Consider the following 17,589-nt stretch of genomic DNA (forward strand, 5'->3'; position numbering starts at 1 on the left):
TATTAATATCATGACATCGGCAAATAACGACGAAATAAAAAATCAATCCGATAACGAATTCTTAATTTTTAAAGTTTGGAGTTTCAATTATGAGCACTAACGAACGTATTCTGAGCCCCTTCACATTACCGAATGGCACCGAACTGAAAAACCGTTTGTTAATGGCACCCATGACCACCTGTACCGGCTATTACGACGGCACGGTCACCAGCGAGCTGGTGGAGTACTATCGGGCCCGTTCCGGCAGCATTGGTACCATTATTGTTGAATGCTGCTTTATCGATGATCTCGGCCTTGCGTTCCCCGGCGCGATTGGTATCGATAATGACGAGAAAATCGCCGGGCTGGCGAAAATCGCGGACGCCATTAAATCCAAAGGCTCGAAAGCCCTGCTGCAGATCTACCACGGCGGCCGTATGGTCGATCCAAAACTGATCGGTGGCCGCACGCCGGTTGGCCCAAGCGCCGTTGCCGCGCCGCGTGATGGGGCCGCCACGCCGGTTGCCCTGACCGGTGAAGAAGTGGAAGGCATGATCGGCAAGTTTGGTGAAGCCGTTCGCCGCGCTATCCAGGCCGGTTTCGACGGGGTTGAAATTCACGGCGCAAATACCTACCTGATTCAGCAGTTCTACTCCCCGAACTCTAACCAGCGCGACGACGAGTGGGGCGGCAGCCGCGATAACCGCGCTAAATTCCCGCTGGCGGTGCTGGATATCACGCACAAAATGGTGCGCCAGTACGCGGACGATGCGTTCATTATTGGCTACCGTTTCTCCCCTGAAGAACTGGAAGTCCCGGGTATCCGCTTTGAAGACACCATGTACCTGCTGGAAAAACTGGCGGCGCGCGGTGTGGATTATCTGCACTTCTCCGTGGGGGCGACCCTGCGTCCTTCCATTGTCGACACCCAGGACCCAACCCCGCTCATCAAAAAATATTGCGCCATGCGTTCTGAAACCCTGGCTCAGGTTCCGGTGATGGGTGTCGGCGGCGTGGTAAATGCCGCTGACGTTAACGAGGCGCTGGATAGCGGTTACGACCTGATTGCCGTGGGCCGCGCCACCATCGCTTACCCGGACTGGACTGACCGGATCGCGGCCGGTGAAAGCCTGGAGCTGTTTATGGACAGCACCAAACGCGAAGAGCTGAGCATTCCTGAACCACTGTGGCGCTTCTCGCTGGTGGAAGCGATGATCCGCGATATGAGCATGGGCGAATCAAAATTCAAACCAGGCATGTTCACTGAGAAGGTGCAGGACGATGTTAACGAACTGGTAATCAACGTTAGTCTGGAAACCGATCGCATCGCCGATATTGCGCTGGCGTCTGGCCCGAGCGAAGACGTTGAGTTTGTCACCAGCTTTGAAGAGATCCGCACCCGCATTCTGGACGCCAATACCCCGCACGTGGATGCCATCACGGGTGCAACCAGCCAGAGTGAAGCGGTGAAAAAAGCGGTCTCTAAAGCGATGCTGAAATCCAGCAAAGCGCTGGCGGCAGAAGAGGGCGCTGACCCGAACGCGACCCGCAGTGTGGATGTGGTGGTAGTGGGTAGCGGCGGTGCCGGTCTGGCCGCAGCCATTCAGGCCCACGATGAAGGCGCGAGCGTGCTGATTGTTGAGAAGATGCCAACCATCGGCGGGAACACCATCAAAGCTTCTGCCGGGATGAATGCCGCAGAGACGCGCTTCCAGCGGGTGAAAGGGATCCAGGACAGCAAAGAGCTGTTCTACCAGGAGAGCCTGAAAGGGGGCGGTAACAAGAATAACCCGGAACTGCTGCGCCGCTTCGTGGAGAATGCGCCGCAGGCGATTGAATGGCTGGCAACCCGCGGCATTATGCTGAATGACATCACCACCACCGGCGGGATGAGCATTGACCGTACGCACCGTCCAAAAGACGGCTCTGCGGTAGGCGGCTATCTGATCAGCGGCCTGGTGCGTAACGTCAACAAACGCAACATCGACGTAATGCTTGATACGTCTGTCAGCGACATCCTGTTCGAAAACGGCGAAGTCACCGGCGTGCGTCTGACCACAGAAGAGAACGAAACCCTCACCGTGACCACTAAAAGCGTCATTGTCGCCACCGGTGGCTTCAGCGCCAACAGCCAGATGGTGGTGAAATACCGCCCTGACCTGGAAGGTTTTGTCACCACCAACCACAAAGGGGCAACCGGCGGCGGTATCGCGTTGCTGGAACGCATCGGTGCCGGTACGGTAGATATGGGTGAAATTCAGATCCACCCAACCGTTGAGCAGAAAACCTCATACCTGATTTCCGAATCCATTCGCGGCGGCGGAGCGATTCTGGTGAACCAGCAGGGGAACCGTTTCTTCAATGAAATGGAAACTCGCGATAAAGTCTCGGCGTCAATCATCGCACTGCCGGAGAAATACGCGTATATCGTCTTTGACGAGCACGTTCGTGCCAAAAACAAAGCGGCGGATGAGTACATCGCCAAAGGCTTTGTGACCAGCGCCAGCTCGCCAAAAGCCCTGGCCGAGGCGCTGGGAATGGATTACCACGCTTTCCTGGCGACCCTTGAGCGCTACAACGGCTTTGTTGAAAAACAGCATGACGATGATTTTGGCCGTACCACCGCGCTGCGTGCGCCCATCAACGAAGGGCCGTTCTACGCCATTCAGATTGCGCCGGGCGTGCACCACACCATGGGCGGCGTGACCATCAACACCGAAACCTGCGTGCTGGACAGCAACCACAACGTGCTGCCAGGGGCGTTTGCGGCCGGTGAAGTGGTCGGCGGGATCCACGGCGGTAACCGTATCGGCGGTAACGCGGTGGCAGATATCATTATTTTTGGTACGCTTGCAGGACATCAGGCGGCTATGCGTTCGAAAAAGCAGTAAGACCCCTGTGTTGTATGCCGGATACGCGCAGCGTTATCCGGCATTTTCCCCGGCGGCGCGGTGCTTGCCGGGGCTACATCTGAGGACTCATGCTATGCCTGATGACCATCGCGTTTACAGTTATTCCGCCGTCCTGATGGGATCGCCCATTCTCCTCAAACTCTTTTCCCATGACGAAGCCCTCGCGTCCCGCGTATTTCGCTTAATCAAACAGTACGAAGATCTGCTTACCGTTAACCGTGCGCATTCGCAGGTGATGGATATCAACCATGCGGCCGGTCAGCATCCGGTTGCCGTCAGCCGTCCGGTGTTTGAGCTGATTCGCTGCGCGAAAGCGGCAAGCGTGCTAAAAGACAGCGCGTTTAACCTGGCCATCGGCCCGCTGGTGAAACGGTGGAAAATCGGCTTTCGCGGCGACAGCGTGCCGCCCGCTGAAGACATCGCCGCCTTGCTGGCGATTACCCGTCCTGAGGATGTGGTGCTGGACGAGGCCAGCAGTAGCGTCTTTTTGACCCAAAAAGGGATGGAGATCGACCTGGGCGCCATCGCCAAAGGCTATATCGCCGACAGGGTGCGGGATTATCTGCGCAAAGAGGGCGCTGAACTTGGGCTGATCAACCTTGGGGGCAATATCCAGACGCTGGGCTCGCCGGAGGGGGGCTGGAGCGTGGGGCTTAAAAAACCGTTTGCGGGTGATGAGCTGATCGGCGCGATGACGGTAGAGAACCGCTCCGTGGTGACGTCGGGAACCTATGAACGCTACTTTGAACAAAACGGCAGGCGCTACCACCATATCCTGGACCCGCGTACCGGGTATCCGCTGGATAACGAACTGGACAGCGTGACCATCATTTCAAACGATTCTATCGATGGGGATATCTGGACCACGCTGATGTACGGCATGGGCGTGGAGAAGGGCTGCGCGGTGCTGCGCGCGCGTCCTGATATTGAAGCGATCTTTGTGACCAAAACAAAAGAAGTGGTGCTCTCGTCAGCGCACCACTTCCGCTTTACTTTACTGGATAATAGTTACCGCATTACTGACAGTACTGTTTGAGCAGGCCTGTCTGCTCGGGCTGGAGTCGGTAACGATATACCGGGCGCCCGGTAGCGCCGTAGTGAATGCTGGTGAACAGGATATTGATTTGCGCCAGCCAGATCAGATATTTACGGCAGGAGACGCGCGAGATATTCACTGCACTGGCCAGGTCATCGGTGGAAAACTCGGTCTCCGGGTGAGCGTCAATCCACTGGCAGATGGTGCGCAGCGTTTGCGGCGTTAACCCTTTTGGCAGCTTTTTGCTGTCTGCCAGCTCCGGCGCGCCGCCGTGGATCAGCCTGTCGACGTCCGCCTGCTCATAATACTGGTGCGAGCCCATCAGGCTGTGCTTTGCCTTCCAGCCGTTCAGCGCCTCTTCAAAGCGCGGGAACTGGAACGGTTTAATCAGATAATCCACCACGCCGTAATGGATAGAGGTCTGGATTGTCGCGGCGTCCGCAGCCGAAGAGATCATAATGACATCGATCGGGCGACCGGAGGCGCGGATCACTGGCAGCAGATCCAGCCCGTTATCCTGCTGCATATAGACATCCAGCAGCACCAGATCAACCGGCTGGGCAGGGTTGTTAATAATGGCCTCGGCCTGGTTCAGCGTGGAGGCGACGCCGCAGCAGCTAAAGCCTTCAACACGGTTAACATACAGACGGTTGAGGTCGGCTACCATGGCGTCATCATCGACAATTAATACATTTATCACGCGATATTCCTCTCGCTATCCCAGGGGATGTGAACAAAAAATTGGGTAAATACGCCAGGTTCAGATTCGACGGTGATATCACCGCCCAGGTTCTGAATTTGCTGGCGGGCAAGGAACAGCCCAACGCCCCGGTTTTCACCTTTTGTTGAGAAGCCTTTAGTAAAAATAGTCTCCAGCTGGGCGGGATCAATTCCCGGGCCGTCATCGCTGACTTCACAGCTGAGCCAGCCATTCTGATAGTGCAGCAGCAGGGTGATTTCGCCTTCCGGCTGGCCCTCCATCGCGTCCAGCGCGTTTTCAATCAAGTTACCGAGCACGGTAACCAGCACCGCGACCTGCTCTTCGTTGGCGGTATCCGGTATCTGGCACTCATCCGCCAGGGTGAGGGTGATCCCCGCTTCTTTCGCCCGGTTGATTTTACCCAGCAGGAACCCGGCAATCACCGGGGATTTCACCTTGCTCTGGATGGTGCCAATGTCCGTCTGATAATTGTGCGCTGTCTGCAGGATGTACTCTTCCAGTTTGTCGTAGCGCTTGATATGCAGCAGGCCTAGGATCACGTGCAGTTTGTTCATAAACTCGTGCGTGTGGGCGCGCAGGGCGTCGACGTAATTCACCATGCCGTCGATGCGCTGCATCAGCTGGCTGATTTCGGTTTTGTCGCGGAAGGTGGTGATGGCGCCTATCACTCGCTCCTGACTTTTCACCGGCACCATGTTGCACAGCAGCAGCCGGCCGTTGCAGCTGATCTCCTGATCCTGACGCGCGATGCCCGTCTTTGACACCTCACGCAGGCTGGCCAGCAGGGGCGCGCTGGCGTTTTCGGTCTGCTTGCCGGAGGGCAGGAGCAATATCTCTCTGGCGGTGTGGTTTATCATCGTCACGCGGCCATGAATATCGACCGCTAACACTCCTTCGCGCAGCGACTGCAGCATCGCCTGCCGTTGCTCAAAAAGCGCGGAGATTTCATACGGCTCCAGCCCGAACAGGATGCGTTTCAGAACGCGAACCAGTCCCCAGATCGCCATGGAGCTCATAAAGATACTGAACAAAATGGTCCAGACGGCGTTGAGTCGCCCGCGGGCGATCTGGTCTTCCACTTTTTTTAGCGAGATGCCGACCACCACCACGCCGATCTGCTCGTGCTGGCTGTCATACACGGGCGTAAATACGCGAAGGGCTTCCGCGAGCGCGCCCCGGTTAACGGAGACGTTCTCTTTCCCTTCCAGCGCCGGGTTCAGATCGTCGCCGATAAAATGCAGGCCAATCAGCGCTTCGTTCGGGTGCGAATAGCGAATACCGCGCATGTCGGTGACCACGGTCAGCAGCAGGTCGTTGCGTTTTGTAACGCCCTGGGCGATGGGCTGGATGATATCGGCTTGCGGCGGTTGCATCAGGCCGCGCTGGATCTCCGGGCTGTTCGCCAGCGTTCGGGCAATACCCAGCGCCGTATCTTTGACGTCATCGCGGGTTGCCCGGGTGATCTGCACTGAATAGAGCGCAAAGACCAGCAGCAGCACAGAGGCGATGATCGCGCACACCATCAACGTGACCAGCGTGTTCAGTTTCATGGGGCGCTTGCGCGTCTGGGGAAAGGGCTGCAAATCGCTCATCAACACTCCGCGATGAAGAAGAAAGGGGTAATTATCGCCGATGACGCGCTTTTCTTAAAGCTGTGTAAAAGCATGCATTTGCTCCGCTTTTCGTGACCCTCCTCGCATGTCATCCATATAAAACACTTTATAGTGTGTGGGTACTCATAATAAGGAGGCTGTTTATGAGCATTATGCTTACCGGTTCGGTCAAGGAAAGACGGCACGCCAGCACGATGAATATCGATAGATTGTCCACGCTGGACATGCTGAAAGTCATTCACCAGGATGATGCACTTATCTCCGCTGCAATCACCCCTTTTTTACCCATTATTGCCCGTGTGGTGGATAACGCCGCCGCGACCCTGAGCCACGGGGGGCGTCTGGTTATGGTTGGCGCGGGGCCGTCTGGCTGTGTGGCGAAACAGGCGGCGGATGAGTATGCCCCGGGTAAAACCCCGGTGATTGCCATCACGGCGGACGACGATGCGACAAGCTACGAGCGCGGCGTTGCCGACCTGCAGGCGATTAACTTTGGCGAGCACGATATGATGCTGGCGGTCACCGTAAGCGGAAAAACGCCGTGGGTCTGGGGCGCCATGCGGCATGCGTGGTCGCTCGGTTCACCGGTGGCGGTGATTACCGATAATGCGCAAAGCGAAGCGGCGCAGCTGGCAAGTATGGTGATTGCGCCAGAGCTGGGCCCGGATGTGGTTGCCGGGTATCTGAACACCAAAGCGGCCATCGCGCAGAAAATGATCCTCTCTATGGTGACCACCGGGCTGGCCGTCCGCACCGGGCGGGTTTACAGCAACCTGCGCGTGGATCTGGAGGCGAGCAGCACCCAGTGGGCTGAACGGCAAATCGCGATAGTGATGGAAGCGGGGGGATGCACCCGAGCGGTAGCAAAAGCCGCGCTGGAGAGCTGTAACCATAACTGCAAAACGGCGGTGCTGATGGTGCTGACCGGGCTGGATGCCTGGAAAGCGCATGAGTTGCTTGCGCAGAACAACGGGTTCATTCGGGTGGCGTTGCAGGAGGCACCGTAATAGAGAGCGCAGGAATAAAAAAAGGCCGCGATTGCGGCCTTTGGTGTTTTGGGGGATTAGAACTGGTAGGTCATGCCTACGCCAACGATGTCATCGGTGGAGATGCCATTGGCTTCGTAGAAGCGATCATCGTTATCCAGCAGGTTGATTTTGTAATCAACATAGGTGGAGAAGTTTTTATTGAAAGTGTAGGTCATGCCAACATCGATATAATTCACGAGATCAACATCACCGTGCTGGCCCTGAGGATTACTGCGGTTACCTGGGTAAGTCATGTCTTTACCCTTAGAGTAAACCCATGCCAGGGATGGACGCAGACCGAAGTCGAACTGATATTGTGCTACTGCTTCGAAGTTCTGAGTTTGATCCGCGATACCATAATCACCATATGGCGTCATATTGCGAGTTTCAGCATACATCATCGCCAGATAGATGTTGTTAGCATCATATTTCGCACCCAGAGTCCATGCTTCTGCTGTTTTACCGCCCGCGTAACGAGCGCTGTATTTCTCACCGTAACCTTCTTGTTTGTTGCTACGATCAGAGGAAGAATATGCCGCACCCAGGCTCAGGCCGAAATCGAAATCATAGGTGGTAGACATACCGAAGCCGTCGCCATTCTGGAAACGCACGTCGTCATGACCATTTTTGGTTCCTTCCTGATCTTCTGTCGCGTCCTGACCTTCATTCGCGCCCTGATATTGCAGCGCAAAATTCAGACCTTCAACCAGACCAAAGAAATCCGTATTACGGTAGGTCGCCAGACCGTTAGCACGGCCATTCATAAAGTTATCAGTCCAGGTGTAGGAATCACCACCAAATACCGGCAGCATATCGGTCCAGGCTTCTACGTCATAGACGACACCATAATTACGGCCATAATCAAATGAACCGTATTCGCCATATTTCAGACCCGCATAGGCCAGACGGTTAAAGGATTTATCACCGGAGGACTCAGTATTATTTGCGTAGGTTTTATATTCCCACTGGCCGTAACCGATCAGATCGTTGGTGATCTGAGTTTCACCTTTGAAGCCAACCTGCACATAGGTTTCATCGCCATCGTCGCCAGGGTTGTCAGAGAAGGTATGACGTGCATCGACTTTACCGTACAGGTCAACTTTATTACCGTCTTTATTGTACATCTCAGCGGCATTTGCTGCGCCAGCCATCAATAACGCGGGTACAAGAATGGCCAATACTTTTCTTTTCATTATATATTCCCTTTAGAGATAATTTATATGAATATATGTAATCACGCTCCGCAACTACAGCGTCGATACTATTCCAGGAGAGGGGGTTTAAGTTCAATAATAAATGTAATTAAATGGGTAAAAATATTACTAAATATTTCTAAGTGTCGCTTTATTTTTCTCGTGAATTATAATTTGAAATATATATTGGTTAATTATTGTTAAGTATTTTTCGTGGTTATTTTATAAATTCTATTATTAGCCTTAATTATATTTCTCCGAATTAAACACTCACCAGTCGTCCTCTTCTGTAACCTTGCCCAGGATCAACTTAAGGCAAACTGAGCGTCAGAAACCTTCACACAGCACAGGGTTTAATGCCAAAATGTGACAGTTGTCACAAAACTAAAGTAAGCATGTGCAAACGGTACGGCAGTGACCGTGGAGTGAAAGATGGAACGAAAAATCGAACGCAGCCTGGGAGGCAAACTGGCCCTGTGGGTGTTTTACGCTTTTTGCGGTTACTTTGTCTGGGCGATGGCCCGGTATGTTTGGGTCATCAGTAAAATACCGTCGCTGCCGAATGCAGCAGTGGAAGGGGATTTGGGTTCGACCAGCGGCAAATGGCTTGGGGCATTGCTGGGGTTTCTGGTGCTGGGCACGGTCGGCCTGATCCTGGGTGGGATTGCGTGGTACACCCGTCCCCGTCAGGACAACTCGTGATAGCGTCCGGGAAAGTTGCTATTGTAACCATTTTAACAACAGGACGTGATGATGGAACTTACGCAGTGGCAGCAACGTTTTGAGCGCTGGCTCGGGGAAAACCATACCACCGACGACACCGCGCATGATATTTCCCATTTTCGTCGCGTCTGGATGACGGCGCAAAAAATCCTGGCTAACCAGGCGGTCGAGCCGCTGGTGATCCTGACCGCATGCTATTTCCATGATATTGTCAGCCTGCCGAAAAACCATCCTGAACGCGGCCAGTCATCCCAGCTGGCAGCGCGTAAAACGCGTGAGATCCTGCATCGCGACTTCCCGGACTTTCCCCCCGCGCATTATGACGCCGTGGCGCATGCTATTGAGGCGCACAGCTTCAGCGCCGGGATCGCGCCGCAGAGTCTGGAAGCGAAAATTGTGCAGGATGCTGACCGGCTGGAAGCGTTAGGGGCAATTGGCCTGGCGCGCGTGTTTGCCGTTTCTGGGGCGCTGGGCGTGCCGCTTTTTGACGCACACGATCCCTTTGCTGACGCGCGAACCCTTGATGACCGGGCGTTTGCTCTCGACCATTTTCAGACCAAGCTGCTGCGCCTGCCTGATACAATGCAAACAGAAATGGGGCGCGAGCTGGCACGCCAGAACGCCGATTTTCTCATCCAGTTTATGGCAAAACTGAGTGCCGAATTACAGGGTGACTGCCTGGGGCTGGATAGCCAGGTACTGAGCCGCTTCCGCCGCAGTTTGCACCGTTGAACTGTGGTAATCTGTTTCCAGTCTTTATTGTCCGGTTAAAAGAATGCAGGAAAATCGATCAGTGAGTGAGCCCGCACCTGAGCAGGCTGAGAAATCAACGGCAACGGTGCAGGCGCTGCTGCGCCAGCTGCTGGATATCTATGATGCCAAAACCCTCGCCAGCCAGCTCATGGCACACGGTGAGGGCCACTGGAGCCCGGCAATCATAAAGAGACTTATCACCAGCGAGCGGGCAGGGCATCGCCTGAGCGACGGCGAGTTTCGTTATCTGCAAACATTGCTTCCGCGTCCTTCCGCCGCCCATCCCCACTATGCCTTCCGCTTTATCGATCTGTTTGCCGGTATCGGGGGCATTCGACACGGATTTGAAGCCATCGGCGGACAGTGCGTCTTCACCAGCGAGTGGAACAAACACGCGGTCCGCACCTATAAAGCCAACTGGTATTGTGACCCCGACGCGCATCAGTTCAACGCGGATATCCGCGATGTCACGCTGAGCCATAAAAGCGGCGTGAGCGATGAAGAGGCGGCAGAGCATATTCGCCAGAACATCCCGGCGCATGACGTACTGCTGGCGGGCTTCCCGTGCCAGCCATTCTCGCTCGCTGGGGTATCGAAGAAAAATGCCCTCGGACGTGCCCACGGTTTTGCCTGCGATACGCAGGGAACCCTGTTTTTTGATGTCGCCCGTATTATCGATGCCCGCCGTCCGGCCATTTTTGTGCTGGAAAACGTCAAGAATTTAAAGAGTCATGACGGCGGTAAAACCTTCCGCATTATTATGCAGACGCTGGATGAGCTGGGCTACGACGTGGCGGACTCCCAGAATATGGGTGCCGATGATCCGAAAATCATTGACGGGAAATATTTCCTGCCCCAGCACCGGGAACGTATTGTGCTGGTCGGATTCCGCCGCGATCTCAACCTGAAAGGTGATTTTACCCTGCGGGATATCCCGTCGCTCTATCCGGCGCGCCGTCTGTCCGTCGCCGATCTTCTGGAGCCCGCCGTCGACGCGAAATTTATCCTCACCCCGGTGCTGTGGAAGTACCTCTATCGCTATGCCAAAAAGCATCAGGCAAAAGGCAACGGTTTTGGTTTTGGCCTGGTCAACCCGAACGATCCGCACTGTGTCACCCGCACCCTGTCCGCGCGCTATTACAAAGACGGTGCGGAGATCCTGATCGATCGTGGCTGGGACAAAGCGCTGGGCGAGAAAGACTTTGATAACCCTGAGAACCAGCGTCATCGTCCACGTCGCTTAACCCCACGCGAGTGCGCGCGGCTGATGGGGTTTGAGACGCCGCAGGGGTACAGCTTCCGCATTCCGGTCTCTGATACGCAGGCCTACCGACAGTTTGGCAACTCGGTGGTGGTGCCCGCCTTTGCGGCGGTGGCGAAACTGCTGTCCTCACGCATTAAACAGGCGGTTGCCCTGCGCCAGAGTGAGGCCGTCAATGACGGATGTGCACAATAAGGCGACGCGCAGTAAAAACATGCGTGCCATCGGTACGCGTGATACGGCGATTGAGAAACGCCTCGCCGGGCTACTGACTGAGGCAGGCTTTGACTTTCGGGTGCAGGATGCCGCACTTGCCGGGCGTCCTGATTTCGTCATTGATGCCTATGAGTGCATTATCTTTACCCACGGCTGCTTCTGGCACCGTCACGACTGCTATCTGTTTAAAGTCCCGGCGACGCGCACCGATTTCTGGCTGGAGAAGATTGGCAAAAACGTCCAGCGCGATCGGCGGGATATCGCCACGCTTGTCGAACAGGCATGGCGGGTGCTGGTGGTGTGGGAGTGTGCGCTACGCGGCAGACTGAAGCTGAACGATCGGGATCTGACCGAACGGCTGGAAGAGTGGATCTGCGGCGGCGGTCAGACCGCGCAGATCGACACTCAGGGCATTCATCCGTTTACGGTTTCTCCACCTGACACGGCACCACCTCAGGCTTAGCGGGCAGCAGGTATTTCCCCAGCGTGACCAGCACCACGGCAAACACAATTACGCCCAGCGCCAGCCATTCAACCGGCGACAGCGTTTCACCGCCGAGTCCCGTTCCCAGCAGCACGGCCACCACCGGGTTAACGTAGGCGTAGCTGGTGGCGACCGCCGGAGAGACGTTACGAATGAGGAACATGTACGCATTAATGGCAATGATGGAGCCAAACAGCGCCAGATAACCCACGGCGAGGAAGCCAGACAGATCCGGCATGGTTGTCAGCGTTTCGCCCGTCAGCATGGAGGCAATCAGCAGCACAATGCCTGCGGCAAGCATCTCAATGGCGCCTGCCATCATGCCGGACGGCAGCTCAATACGCGAACCGTAGACGGAGCCAAACGCCCAGCTCATGGATCCGATAAGGATAATCACGGCCCCCCACGGGTTACCGCTCAGGTTACCGCCGCTGTTGAGCAAAATGATCCCGGCGAGCCCAATTCCAATCCCCAGCCATTCCAGCTTGCGGGTGCGAATGCCGAAAAGACGGCTAAAGCAGAGCGTGAACAGCGGGACAGTGGCGACCACCACCGCCGCGATACCGGAGGGCACGTTCTGATGTTCAGCAACCGTGACAAAGCCGTTGCCCACGGCCAGCAGCAGCAGGCCAATCAGCGCCGCATTCAGCATCGGGCGCAGCGGAGGGAGTTTATGTCCGCGCAGCAGCAGGAAGGCCATCAGCAGGACGCCAGCCGAGAGAAAACGGATACCCGCCATCATCAGCGGAGGCCAGCTTTCCACCCCAATGCGAATGACGAAGTAGGTTGACCCCCAGATGATATACAGCGAAAAGAGCGCCCCGATGAGCGGTAGTAAGTGCCGAAAACGCATAGTCCCTCACGACGAAATAAAAAGTTCGCTCATAGTAAACGCCAAAACTACCGGGCTGGCGAGCCCTTTAATTGTGTAGTTGCTGTGAAATTTTTGTTGACGCAATGTGCCTGTTTCCGGGTGTGCGGTTTTGTTCCATACTATTCACTTAATTAGCAAAAAAAGAAGGATAGTCATTTTGGCGGGAAGTAGCTTATTAACATTGCTGGACGACATTGCCACCTTGCTGGACGACATTTCCGTTATGGGAAAACTGGCGGCGAAGAAAACAGCAGGGGTTCTGGGGGATGATTTATCGTTAAATGCGCAACAGGTAAGTGGGGTGCGGGCTAACCGTGAGTTGCCGGTAGTATGGGGCGTGGCGAAAGGCTCATTCCTCAACAAGGTGATCCTGGTGCCGCTGGCGCTGCTGATCAGCGCCTTTATCCCCTGGGCGATTACGCCGCTGCTGATGATTGGCGGCGCATTTTTATGCTTTGAAGGGGTAGAGAAGGTGCTGCACTCCTTCGCCGCGAGGAAGAAGCACGACACGCCAGAAATGCGCCAGCAGCGTCTGGAAGCACTGGCTGCGCAGGATCCAAAAACCTTCGAACGCGATAAAATCAAGGGCGCCGTTCGTACCGACTTTATTCTGTCGGCGGAGATTGTGGCCATTACCCTAGGTATCGTGTCTGAATCGCCGCTGCTGAATCAGGTGCTGATCCTCTCCGGGATCGCCATTCTGGTGACGGTGGGGGTCTACGGCCTGGTAGGGCTTATCGTTAAACTCGATGACATTGGCCTCTGGCTGGAAGCGAAATCGAGCGCGGTAGCTAAAGGGATTGGTAAAAGCCTGCTGGTGCTCGCCCCGTGGTTGATGAAGAGTCTTTCCGTGGTGGGGACGCTGGCGATGTTCCTTGTCGGCGGTGGGATTGTGGTACATGGTATTGCGCCGCTGCACCATGCGATAGAACATTTTGCTGCACAGCAGGGCGCCGTGGTGGCGGCCATTCTGCCTACGCTGCTTAATCTGGTGCTGGGCTTTATTGTGGGCAGTATCGTGGTCGCCGCAGTGAAGCTGGTTGAAAAGCTGCGCGGTACGGCGCACTAATTGTTACCCGCGCCAGGATGCAAAAAGGCCATTCCTCGTCTAAATTGAAACAGTTTCACCCTGATACAGGAGGCAGGTATGGTCTTTTTGGTCAGTGATGAAGTTAAGCCTAAGAAGGGCGGCCCACGTATGATTGTCACCGGTTATTCCAGCGGAATGGTGGAGTGTCGGTGGCATGACGGTTACAGCATCAAGCGGGAAGCGTTTCGTGAAGATGAGCTTCTGCCGGGTGACGGGCGGCAAACGCGTGACAAGGCTTAATCACTTAACGCCCGGCCTTGCCGGGCGTTTTTATATCAAGTATCGGGTGTAAGGAAGCGATCAGGGAGTATGTGTGCAGCGTGATACCTTTGTTGTAAGACGAACTTTTCTGCAATGGCTGCATAAGCGTAGCAATCCAGGTGCGATTGTTAATCTCTGTTTTCTGGTGGTACTGGTTTTTTCGACCCTCCTCACCTGGCGTGAAGTGGTGGTGCTGGAAGATGCCTATATCTCAAGCCAGCGCAACCATCTGGAAACGGTGGCCACGTCGCTGGACAGACAGCTTCAGTTCAGCGAGGACAAACTGCTTTTTTTTCGCCAGAGCATGCGCGATGCGCTCCAGACGCCGCTGGCGTTTGATGTCCTGCGTGCAGCGGTGACACGCTTCAATGCAGACCGGTCTCGTCCTTTCTGGCAACTTGCCGTGGATACAAAACGTACGCTGCCCATCAACGGCGTATCGGATGCCTTTGTTGAAAAGACCACGCTGCTTAATCGCGACGATGAACTTCTCGATAATGAAGTGTCTGCTGCGCTTGAAGTGGGGTATTTGCTCAGGCTGGCCTCACCGGTCATGCGCAGCGAAGAACGTGTGGTCTATGTCTCCCGCGCCGGGTTTTACCTCTCCACGGAGACAGCGACACAGACTGCCGATATTATCCCGCGCTATTACCATCTGGTGACCCAGCCCTGGTTTACGCAGCAAACGGAACGTAACAACCGTGCGCGCGCGGTGTTGTGGTTTATCACCTCGCCGTCAACCTGGACGGGCAACGAGCGCATGATCACCGCCAGCGTACCCATCTATTTTGACCATTACTGGTACGGCGTGGTGGCGATGGATTTTTCTCTCAATACCATGAAACGGATGCTGGCCGACGCGACGGATGACCACGCCGAGGGCGAATATCAGCTGTATGATACCCGGCTCAATATGATTGCCTCTTCTGAAGCGTCCACAAGCGAGGCCAACCATTTTGATGAGCGTGAAACGGCACAGATTGCGCATGCTATTGAGAACAATACCGGCGGCGGGATCCGGCTCGGCAGCCGTTTTGTCAGCTGGGAGCGGCTCGACCATTTTGACGGGGTTATCCTGCGGGTGCATACCCTGCATGAAGGGGTAAAAGGCGACTTCGGCAGCATCAGTATCGTGCTGGCGCTCCTGTGGGCGCTCTTCACCGCCATGCTGCTGATCTCCTGGCTGGTGATCCGCCGGATGGTCAGCAACATGTACACGCTCCAGCACTCGTTGCAGTGGCAGGCCTGGCACGATCCGCTCACCCGCCTCCATAACCGTGGGGCGCTGTTTGAGAGGGCAAAAGCGCTGGCAGGGCAATGTCAGGCGCAGTCGCTGCCGTTCTCGGTGGTGCAGATCGATCTCGATTATTTTAAAAGCATCAACGACCGCTTCGGCCATCAGGCCGGAGATAAGGTGCTGTCCCATGCGGCGGGGCTGATTGCCAGCGCCCTGCGTAAGAACGACGTTGCCGGGCGCGTGGGCGGGGAAGAGTTTTGCGTGGTCCTGCCGGGTATCGGGCTGGAGGAGGCGAGAGCGGTGGCGGAACGCATACGCTCACGCATCGACAGCAAAGAGCTCCTGGTGAAAAAAAGTACGACGTTGCGTATCAGCGCGTCGATGGGGGTCAGCTGCGCGCAGGAGAAGGGGAATTATGACTTCGAACAACTGCAGTCCATTGCGGATGCCCGGCTGTATCTGGCAAAACAGCGCGGCCGCAACCAGGTGGTGTGGGACGATCACGACAGAAAGTGATCCAGCCCTTCATGCCAGCCCGCCGGTCCTGCTTGCTGCGTGTGATACACCCGGGCAGGGTTATCGTCGCGCAGCGTGATGCCCTGGCGGTTAATGCCCTTGATCACCACCGCGAAGTCGACGCTGTCGAGCAGGGGCGCATCATTCGGACCATCGCCCAGCCCGAGCGTCGTGGGCATGATGCCTTCCTGTTCGCGATACTGCGCAATGAGCCAGTTCACCGCCACGTCCTTTCCGCAGCGGGCGTCCAGAATGTGCCAGAAGCGGGCACCCTGCAGGCATTTCAGACCGCGCTGCGCCAGCTCCTCTTCAAACTGCACCATTTTCTCATCGGTGTCGCGCCAGATGAGCGTGACAGAGGCTTCATGTTTACGCGCAAGCGTGGAACGATAGCGGCTCAGCCCCGTCCATTCGCCGATCACCCGGTCATCGACATCGTCAAAGGTGGTGAATTTATACCCTGCCTGCAGGCGGATTTGCTCGATGTACGGGCGAATGTCGCGGTGGAGCATTCCCATAGTATGGCGCTGCGCCTTTTCCCAACGGACATCGGGTTGGATGACTGCGCCGTTTTCGGCAATAAAAGGTAACCCCTCGAGGCCCAGATCCTGCTGAATATCCTGCATCTCCGCTGCGGTTTTGCTGCTGCACAGAATGAGCGGTACCTGAAAATCCTGCAGCTTATCCAGCCAGGGCATTGCCGGCTGCCAGGCGTAGGTATGAATATCCAGCAACGAACCATCCAGGTCGGAAAAAACCAGCAGGCTGTCCTGCAGGGAAGGCCGTGCAGCTCCCGATTGCGAATAGCGCTTCATCTAAGAATATTCCTAAAAAAATAGGACTGTCGGAAGGGAAACGCGCGGAACCGATCCCGCCAAACCCGCATTCGACGTACCTTGCTGCTCATAACAAAAATTCACGTTTAAAAAATATAATATTCGCCACGAGAATATATGCTTGTCAGGCAAAATCGTTGAGGATAGTGTTTCGACTACATCAGATTTCCTGGTGTAACGAATTTTCAAGTGCTTCTTGCATAAGCAAGTTTGATCCCGGCCATCCCCATGACCGGGATTTTTTTCGCCCTAACGATTCGCTTCAGACACGCTAAAGTCATGGATATCAAGCTCGAAGGCCTCGGCCAGTTCACGGTAGGTGTGATAATCCCTTCCGTTGACGATGACCCGGTCAGAGTTGTCATCCGTACGACGAACTTCTGACTCACTGATCTCATTGATGGCGGCCAACAGGGCATCGACATCCACCTCGACCTCGCGTTTGATGGTGTCGCTGTACTCTTTATCGGTCTTCATTTTGGGGTCCTCATTCAACCGTGTCCAACATTGATTATAGACTGAACACAAAAACGCCATTCGCGCGCCGTGGCGATGTGTGTTTTTGCGTTTTGTTCTACACTGGCTCAAAACCACAGGAGGAACGTATGAAGGTTAACGATCGGGTTACTGTCAAAACGGACGGTGGACCGCGCCGCCCGGGGGTGGTACTGGCAATTGAAGAGTTTAGTGAAGGTACAATGTATCTGGTATCACTGGAAGACTACCCGCTCGGCATCTGGTTCTTTAACGAACTGGGGCATCCGGATGGCATCTTTGTGGAAAAAGCGGAGTAACACGGCATCGGGTGCCCGACAGCGCCCGTAAAAGCAAAAATCTCTGGCCAGGCCAGAGATCG

Annotated in this window: 17 protein-coding genes; 11 read left to right on the forward strand and 6 right to left on the reverse strand. The window is 55.4% G+C overall.

Annotated features, from left to right (window positions below):
- The first annotated feature begins 89 nt into the window (after positions 1–89).
- Complete coding sequence (locus APU11_RS08725; protein WP_047024696.1) at positions 90–2,870, forward strand: flavocytochrome c; 2,781 nt, start codon at positions 90–92, stop codon at positions 2,868–2,870.
- A gap of 94 nt (positions 2,871–2,964) precedes the next feature.
- Entirely contained in the window at positions 2,965–3,927 is a 963-nt protein-coding gene (locus tag APU11_RS08730) for an FAD:protein FMN transferase (RefSeq protein WP_058650958.1), read from the forward strand.
- Here the strand turns inward: APU11_RS08730 and dcuR are convergent.
- On the reverse strand, positions 3,908–4,627 hold the full coding sequence (gene dcuR, locus APU11_RS08735) for a two-component system response regulator DcuR (RefSeq protein WP_013097755.1): 720 nt from the start codon (positions 4,625–4,627) through the stop codon (positions 3,908–3,910). The two genes, APU11_RS08730 and dcuR, sit on opposite strands and share 20 nt — an antisense overlap.
- On the reverse strand, positions 4,624–6,240 hold the full coding sequence (locus APU11_RS08740; RefSeq protein ID WP_013097754.1) for a sensor histidine kinase: 1,617 nt from the start codon (positions 6,238–6,240) through the stop codon (positions 4,624–4,626). Before APU11_RS08740 ends, dcuR begins: the two co-directional genes overlap by 4 nt.
- A gap of 164 nt (positions 6,241–6,404) precedes the next feature.
- Between APU11_RS08740 and APU11_RS08745 the strand changes: the two genes are divergently transcribed.
- The gene (locus tag APU11_RS08745; RefSeq protein WP_013097753.1) at positions 6,405–7,268 is read left to right on the forward strand and encodes an N-acetylmuramic acid 6-phosphate etherase; all 864 of its coding nucleotides are present in this window, start codon (positions 6,405–6,407) and stop codon (positions 7,266–7,268) included.
- Positions 7,269–7,324: 56 nt separating this feature from the next.
- On the opposite strand, the gene ompC is transcribed toward APU11_RS08745, so the two are convergent.
- Positions 7,325–8,482 (reverse strand): porin OmpC, encoded by a 1,158-nt coding sequence (ompC, locus tag APU11_RS08750; protein ID WP_045292544.1) that lies wholly within the window; start codon positions 8,480–8,482, stop codon positions 7,325–7,327.
- Positions 8,483–8,914: 432 nt separating this feature from the next.
- On the opposite strand from ompC, the gene drpB reads away from it, so the two are divergent.
- From drpB to APU11_RS08770, 4 genes are all read left to right on the forward strand, one after another.
- Complete coding sequence (gene drpB / locus APU11_RS08755; RefSeq protein ID WP_013097751.1) at positions 8,915–9,184, forward strand: cell division protein DrpB; 270 nt, start codon at positions 8,915–8,917, stop codon at positions 9,182–9,184.
- Between the two features lie 51 nt (positions 9,185–9,235).
- Entirely contained in the window at positions 9,236–9,937 is a 702-nt protein-coding gene (locus tag APU11_RS08760; RefSeq protein ID WP_057072411.1) for a phosphohydrolase, read from the forward strand.
- Between the two features lie 61 nt (positions 9,938–9,998).
- Entirely contained in the window at positions 9,999–11,414 is a 1,416-nt protein-coding gene (locus APU11_RS08765) for a DNA cytosine methyltransferase (protein ID WP_058650956.1), read from the forward strand.
- Positions 11,395–11,898, forward strand: coding sequence for a very short patch repair endonuclease (locus APU11_RS08770; RefSeq protein WP_058650955.1), 504 nt, complete (start codon positions 11,395–11,397; stop codon positions 11,896–11,898). Before APU11_RS08765 ends, APU11_RS08770 begins: the two co-directional genes overlap by 20 nt.
- On the opposite strand, the gene yedA is transcribed toward APU11_RS08770, so the two are convergent.
- The gene (yedA, locus tag APU11_RS08775) at positions 11,858–12,772 is read right to left on the reverse strand and encodes a drug/metabolite exporter YedA (RefSeq protein ID WP_013097747.1); all 915 of its coding nucleotides are present in this window, start codon (positions 12,770–12,772) and stop codon (positions 11,858–11,860) included. The genes APU11_RS08770 and yedA overlap by 41 nt on opposite strands.
- 169 nt (positions 12,773–12,941) lie before the next feature.
- On the opposite strand from yedA, the gene APU11_RS08780 reads away from it, so the two are divergent.
- From APU11_RS08780 to dgcQ, 3 genes are all read left to right on the forward strand, one after another.
- The gene (locus APU11_RS08780; RefSeq protein ID WP_170955159.1) at positions 12,942–13,862 is read left to right on the forward strand and encodes a DUF808 domain-containing protein; all 921 of its coding nucleotides are present in this window, start codon (positions 12,942–12,944) and stop codon (positions 13,860–13,862) included.
- A gap of 78 nt (positions 13,863–13,940) precedes the next feature.
- Entirely contained in the window at positions 13,941–14,123 is a 183-nt protein-coding gene (locus tag APU11_RS08785) for a DUF2158 domain-containing protein (RefSeq protein ID WP_058650954.1), read from the forward strand.
- Between the two features lie 73 nt (positions 14,124–14,196).
- Complete coding sequence (gene dgcQ, locus APU11_RS08790) at positions 14,197–15,897, forward strand: cellulose biosynthesis regulator diguanylate cyclase DgcQ (protein ID WP_060578407.1); 1,701 nt, start codon at positions 14,197–14,199, stop codon at positions 15,895–15,897.
- On the opposite strand, the gene APU11_RS08795 is transcribed toward dgcQ, so the two are convergent.
- Positions 15,882–16,712, reverse strand: coding sequence for a mannosyl-3-phosphoglycerate phosphatase-related protein (locus APU11_RS08795; RefSeq protein ID WP_058650953.1), 831 nt, complete (start codon positions 16,710–16,712; stop codon positions 15,882–15,884). The two genes, dgcQ and APU11_RS08795, sit on opposite strands and share 16 nt — an antisense overlap.
- 270 nt (positions 16,713–16,982) lie before the next feature.
- A complete protein-coding gene (yodD, locus tag APU11_RS08800; protein WP_013097742.1) occupies positions 16,983–17,210 on the reverse strand; it encodes a YodD family peroxide/acid resistance protein in 228 nt (75 codons plus the stop codon).
- A 128-nt stretch (positions 17,211–17,338) separates the two neighbouring features.
- Here yodD and dsrB point away from each other — a divergent pair, with 128 nt between their 5' ends.
- Positions 17,339–17,527: a protein DsrB gene (gene dsrB, locus APU11_RS08805; RefSeq protein WP_013097741.1), complete on the forward strand. Its 189-nt coding sequence runs from the start codon at positions 17,339–17,341 to the stop codon at positions 17,525–17,527.
- Positions 17,528–17,589 lie beyond the last annotated feature (62 nt).

It is taken from the genome of Enterobacter sp. 50793107, assembly GCF_001463365.1.
Taxonomy (GTDB): Bacteria; Pseudomonadota; Gammaproteobacteria; order Enterobacterales; family Enterobacteriaceae; genus Enterobacter; species Enterobacter cloacae.

Excerpts from the sequence above, each read along its gene's own strand:
- ompC (WP_045292544.1), bottom strand. The coding sequence starts at position 8,482 with ATGAAAAGAAAAGTATTGGCCATTCTTGTACCCGCGTTATTGATGGCT.
- yodD (WP_013097742.1), bottom strand. The coding sequence starts at position 17,210 with ATGAAGACCGATAAAGAGTACAGCGACACCATCAAACGCGAGGTCGAG.
- APU11_RS08730 (WP_058650958.1), top strand. The coding sequence starts at position 2,965 with ATGCCTGATGACCATCGCGTTTACAGTTATTCCGCCGTCCTGATGGGA.
- APU11_RS08745 (WP_013097753.1), top strand. The coding sequence starts at position 6,405 with ATGAGCATTATGCTTACCGGTTCGGTCAAGGAAAGACGGCACGCCAGC.
- APU11_RS08740 (WP_013097754.1), bottom strand. The coding sequence starts at position 6,240 with ATGAGCGATTTGCAGCCCTTTCCCCAGACGCGCAAGCGCCCCATGAAA.
- dsrB (WP_013097741.1), top strand. The coding sequence starts at position 17,339 with ATGAAGGTTAACGATCGGGTTACTGTCAAAACGGACGGTGGACCGCGC.
- APU11_RS08760 (WP_057072411.1), top strand. The coding sequence starts at position 9,236 with ATGGAACTTACGCAGTGGCAGCAACGTTTTGAGCGCTGGCTCGGGGAA.
- yedA (WP_013097747.1), bottom strand. The coding sequence starts at position 12,772 with ATGCGTTTTCGGCACTTACTACCGCTCATCGGGGCGCTCTTTTCGCTG.
- APU11_RS08770 (WP_058650955.1), top strand. The coding sequence starts at position 11,395 with ATGACGGATGTGCACAATAAGGCGACGCGCAGTAAAAACATGCGTGCC.
- APU11_RS08785 (WP_058650954.1), top strand. The coding sequence starts at position 13,941 with ATGGTCTTTTTGGTCAGTGATGAAGTTAAGCCTAAGAAGGGCGGCCCA.
- drpB (WP_013097751.1), top strand. The coding sequence starts at position 8,915 with ATGGAACGAAAAATCGAACGCAGCCTGGGAGGCAAACTGGCCCTGTGG.
- APU11_RS08725 (WP_047024696.1), top strand. The coding sequence starts at position 90 with ATGAGCACTAACGAACGTATTCTGAGCCCCTTCACATTACCGAATGGC.
- APU11_RS08795 (WP_058650953.1), bottom strand. The coding sequence starts at position 16,712 with ATGAAGCGCTATTCGCAATCGGGAGCTGCACGGCCTTCCCTGCAGGAC.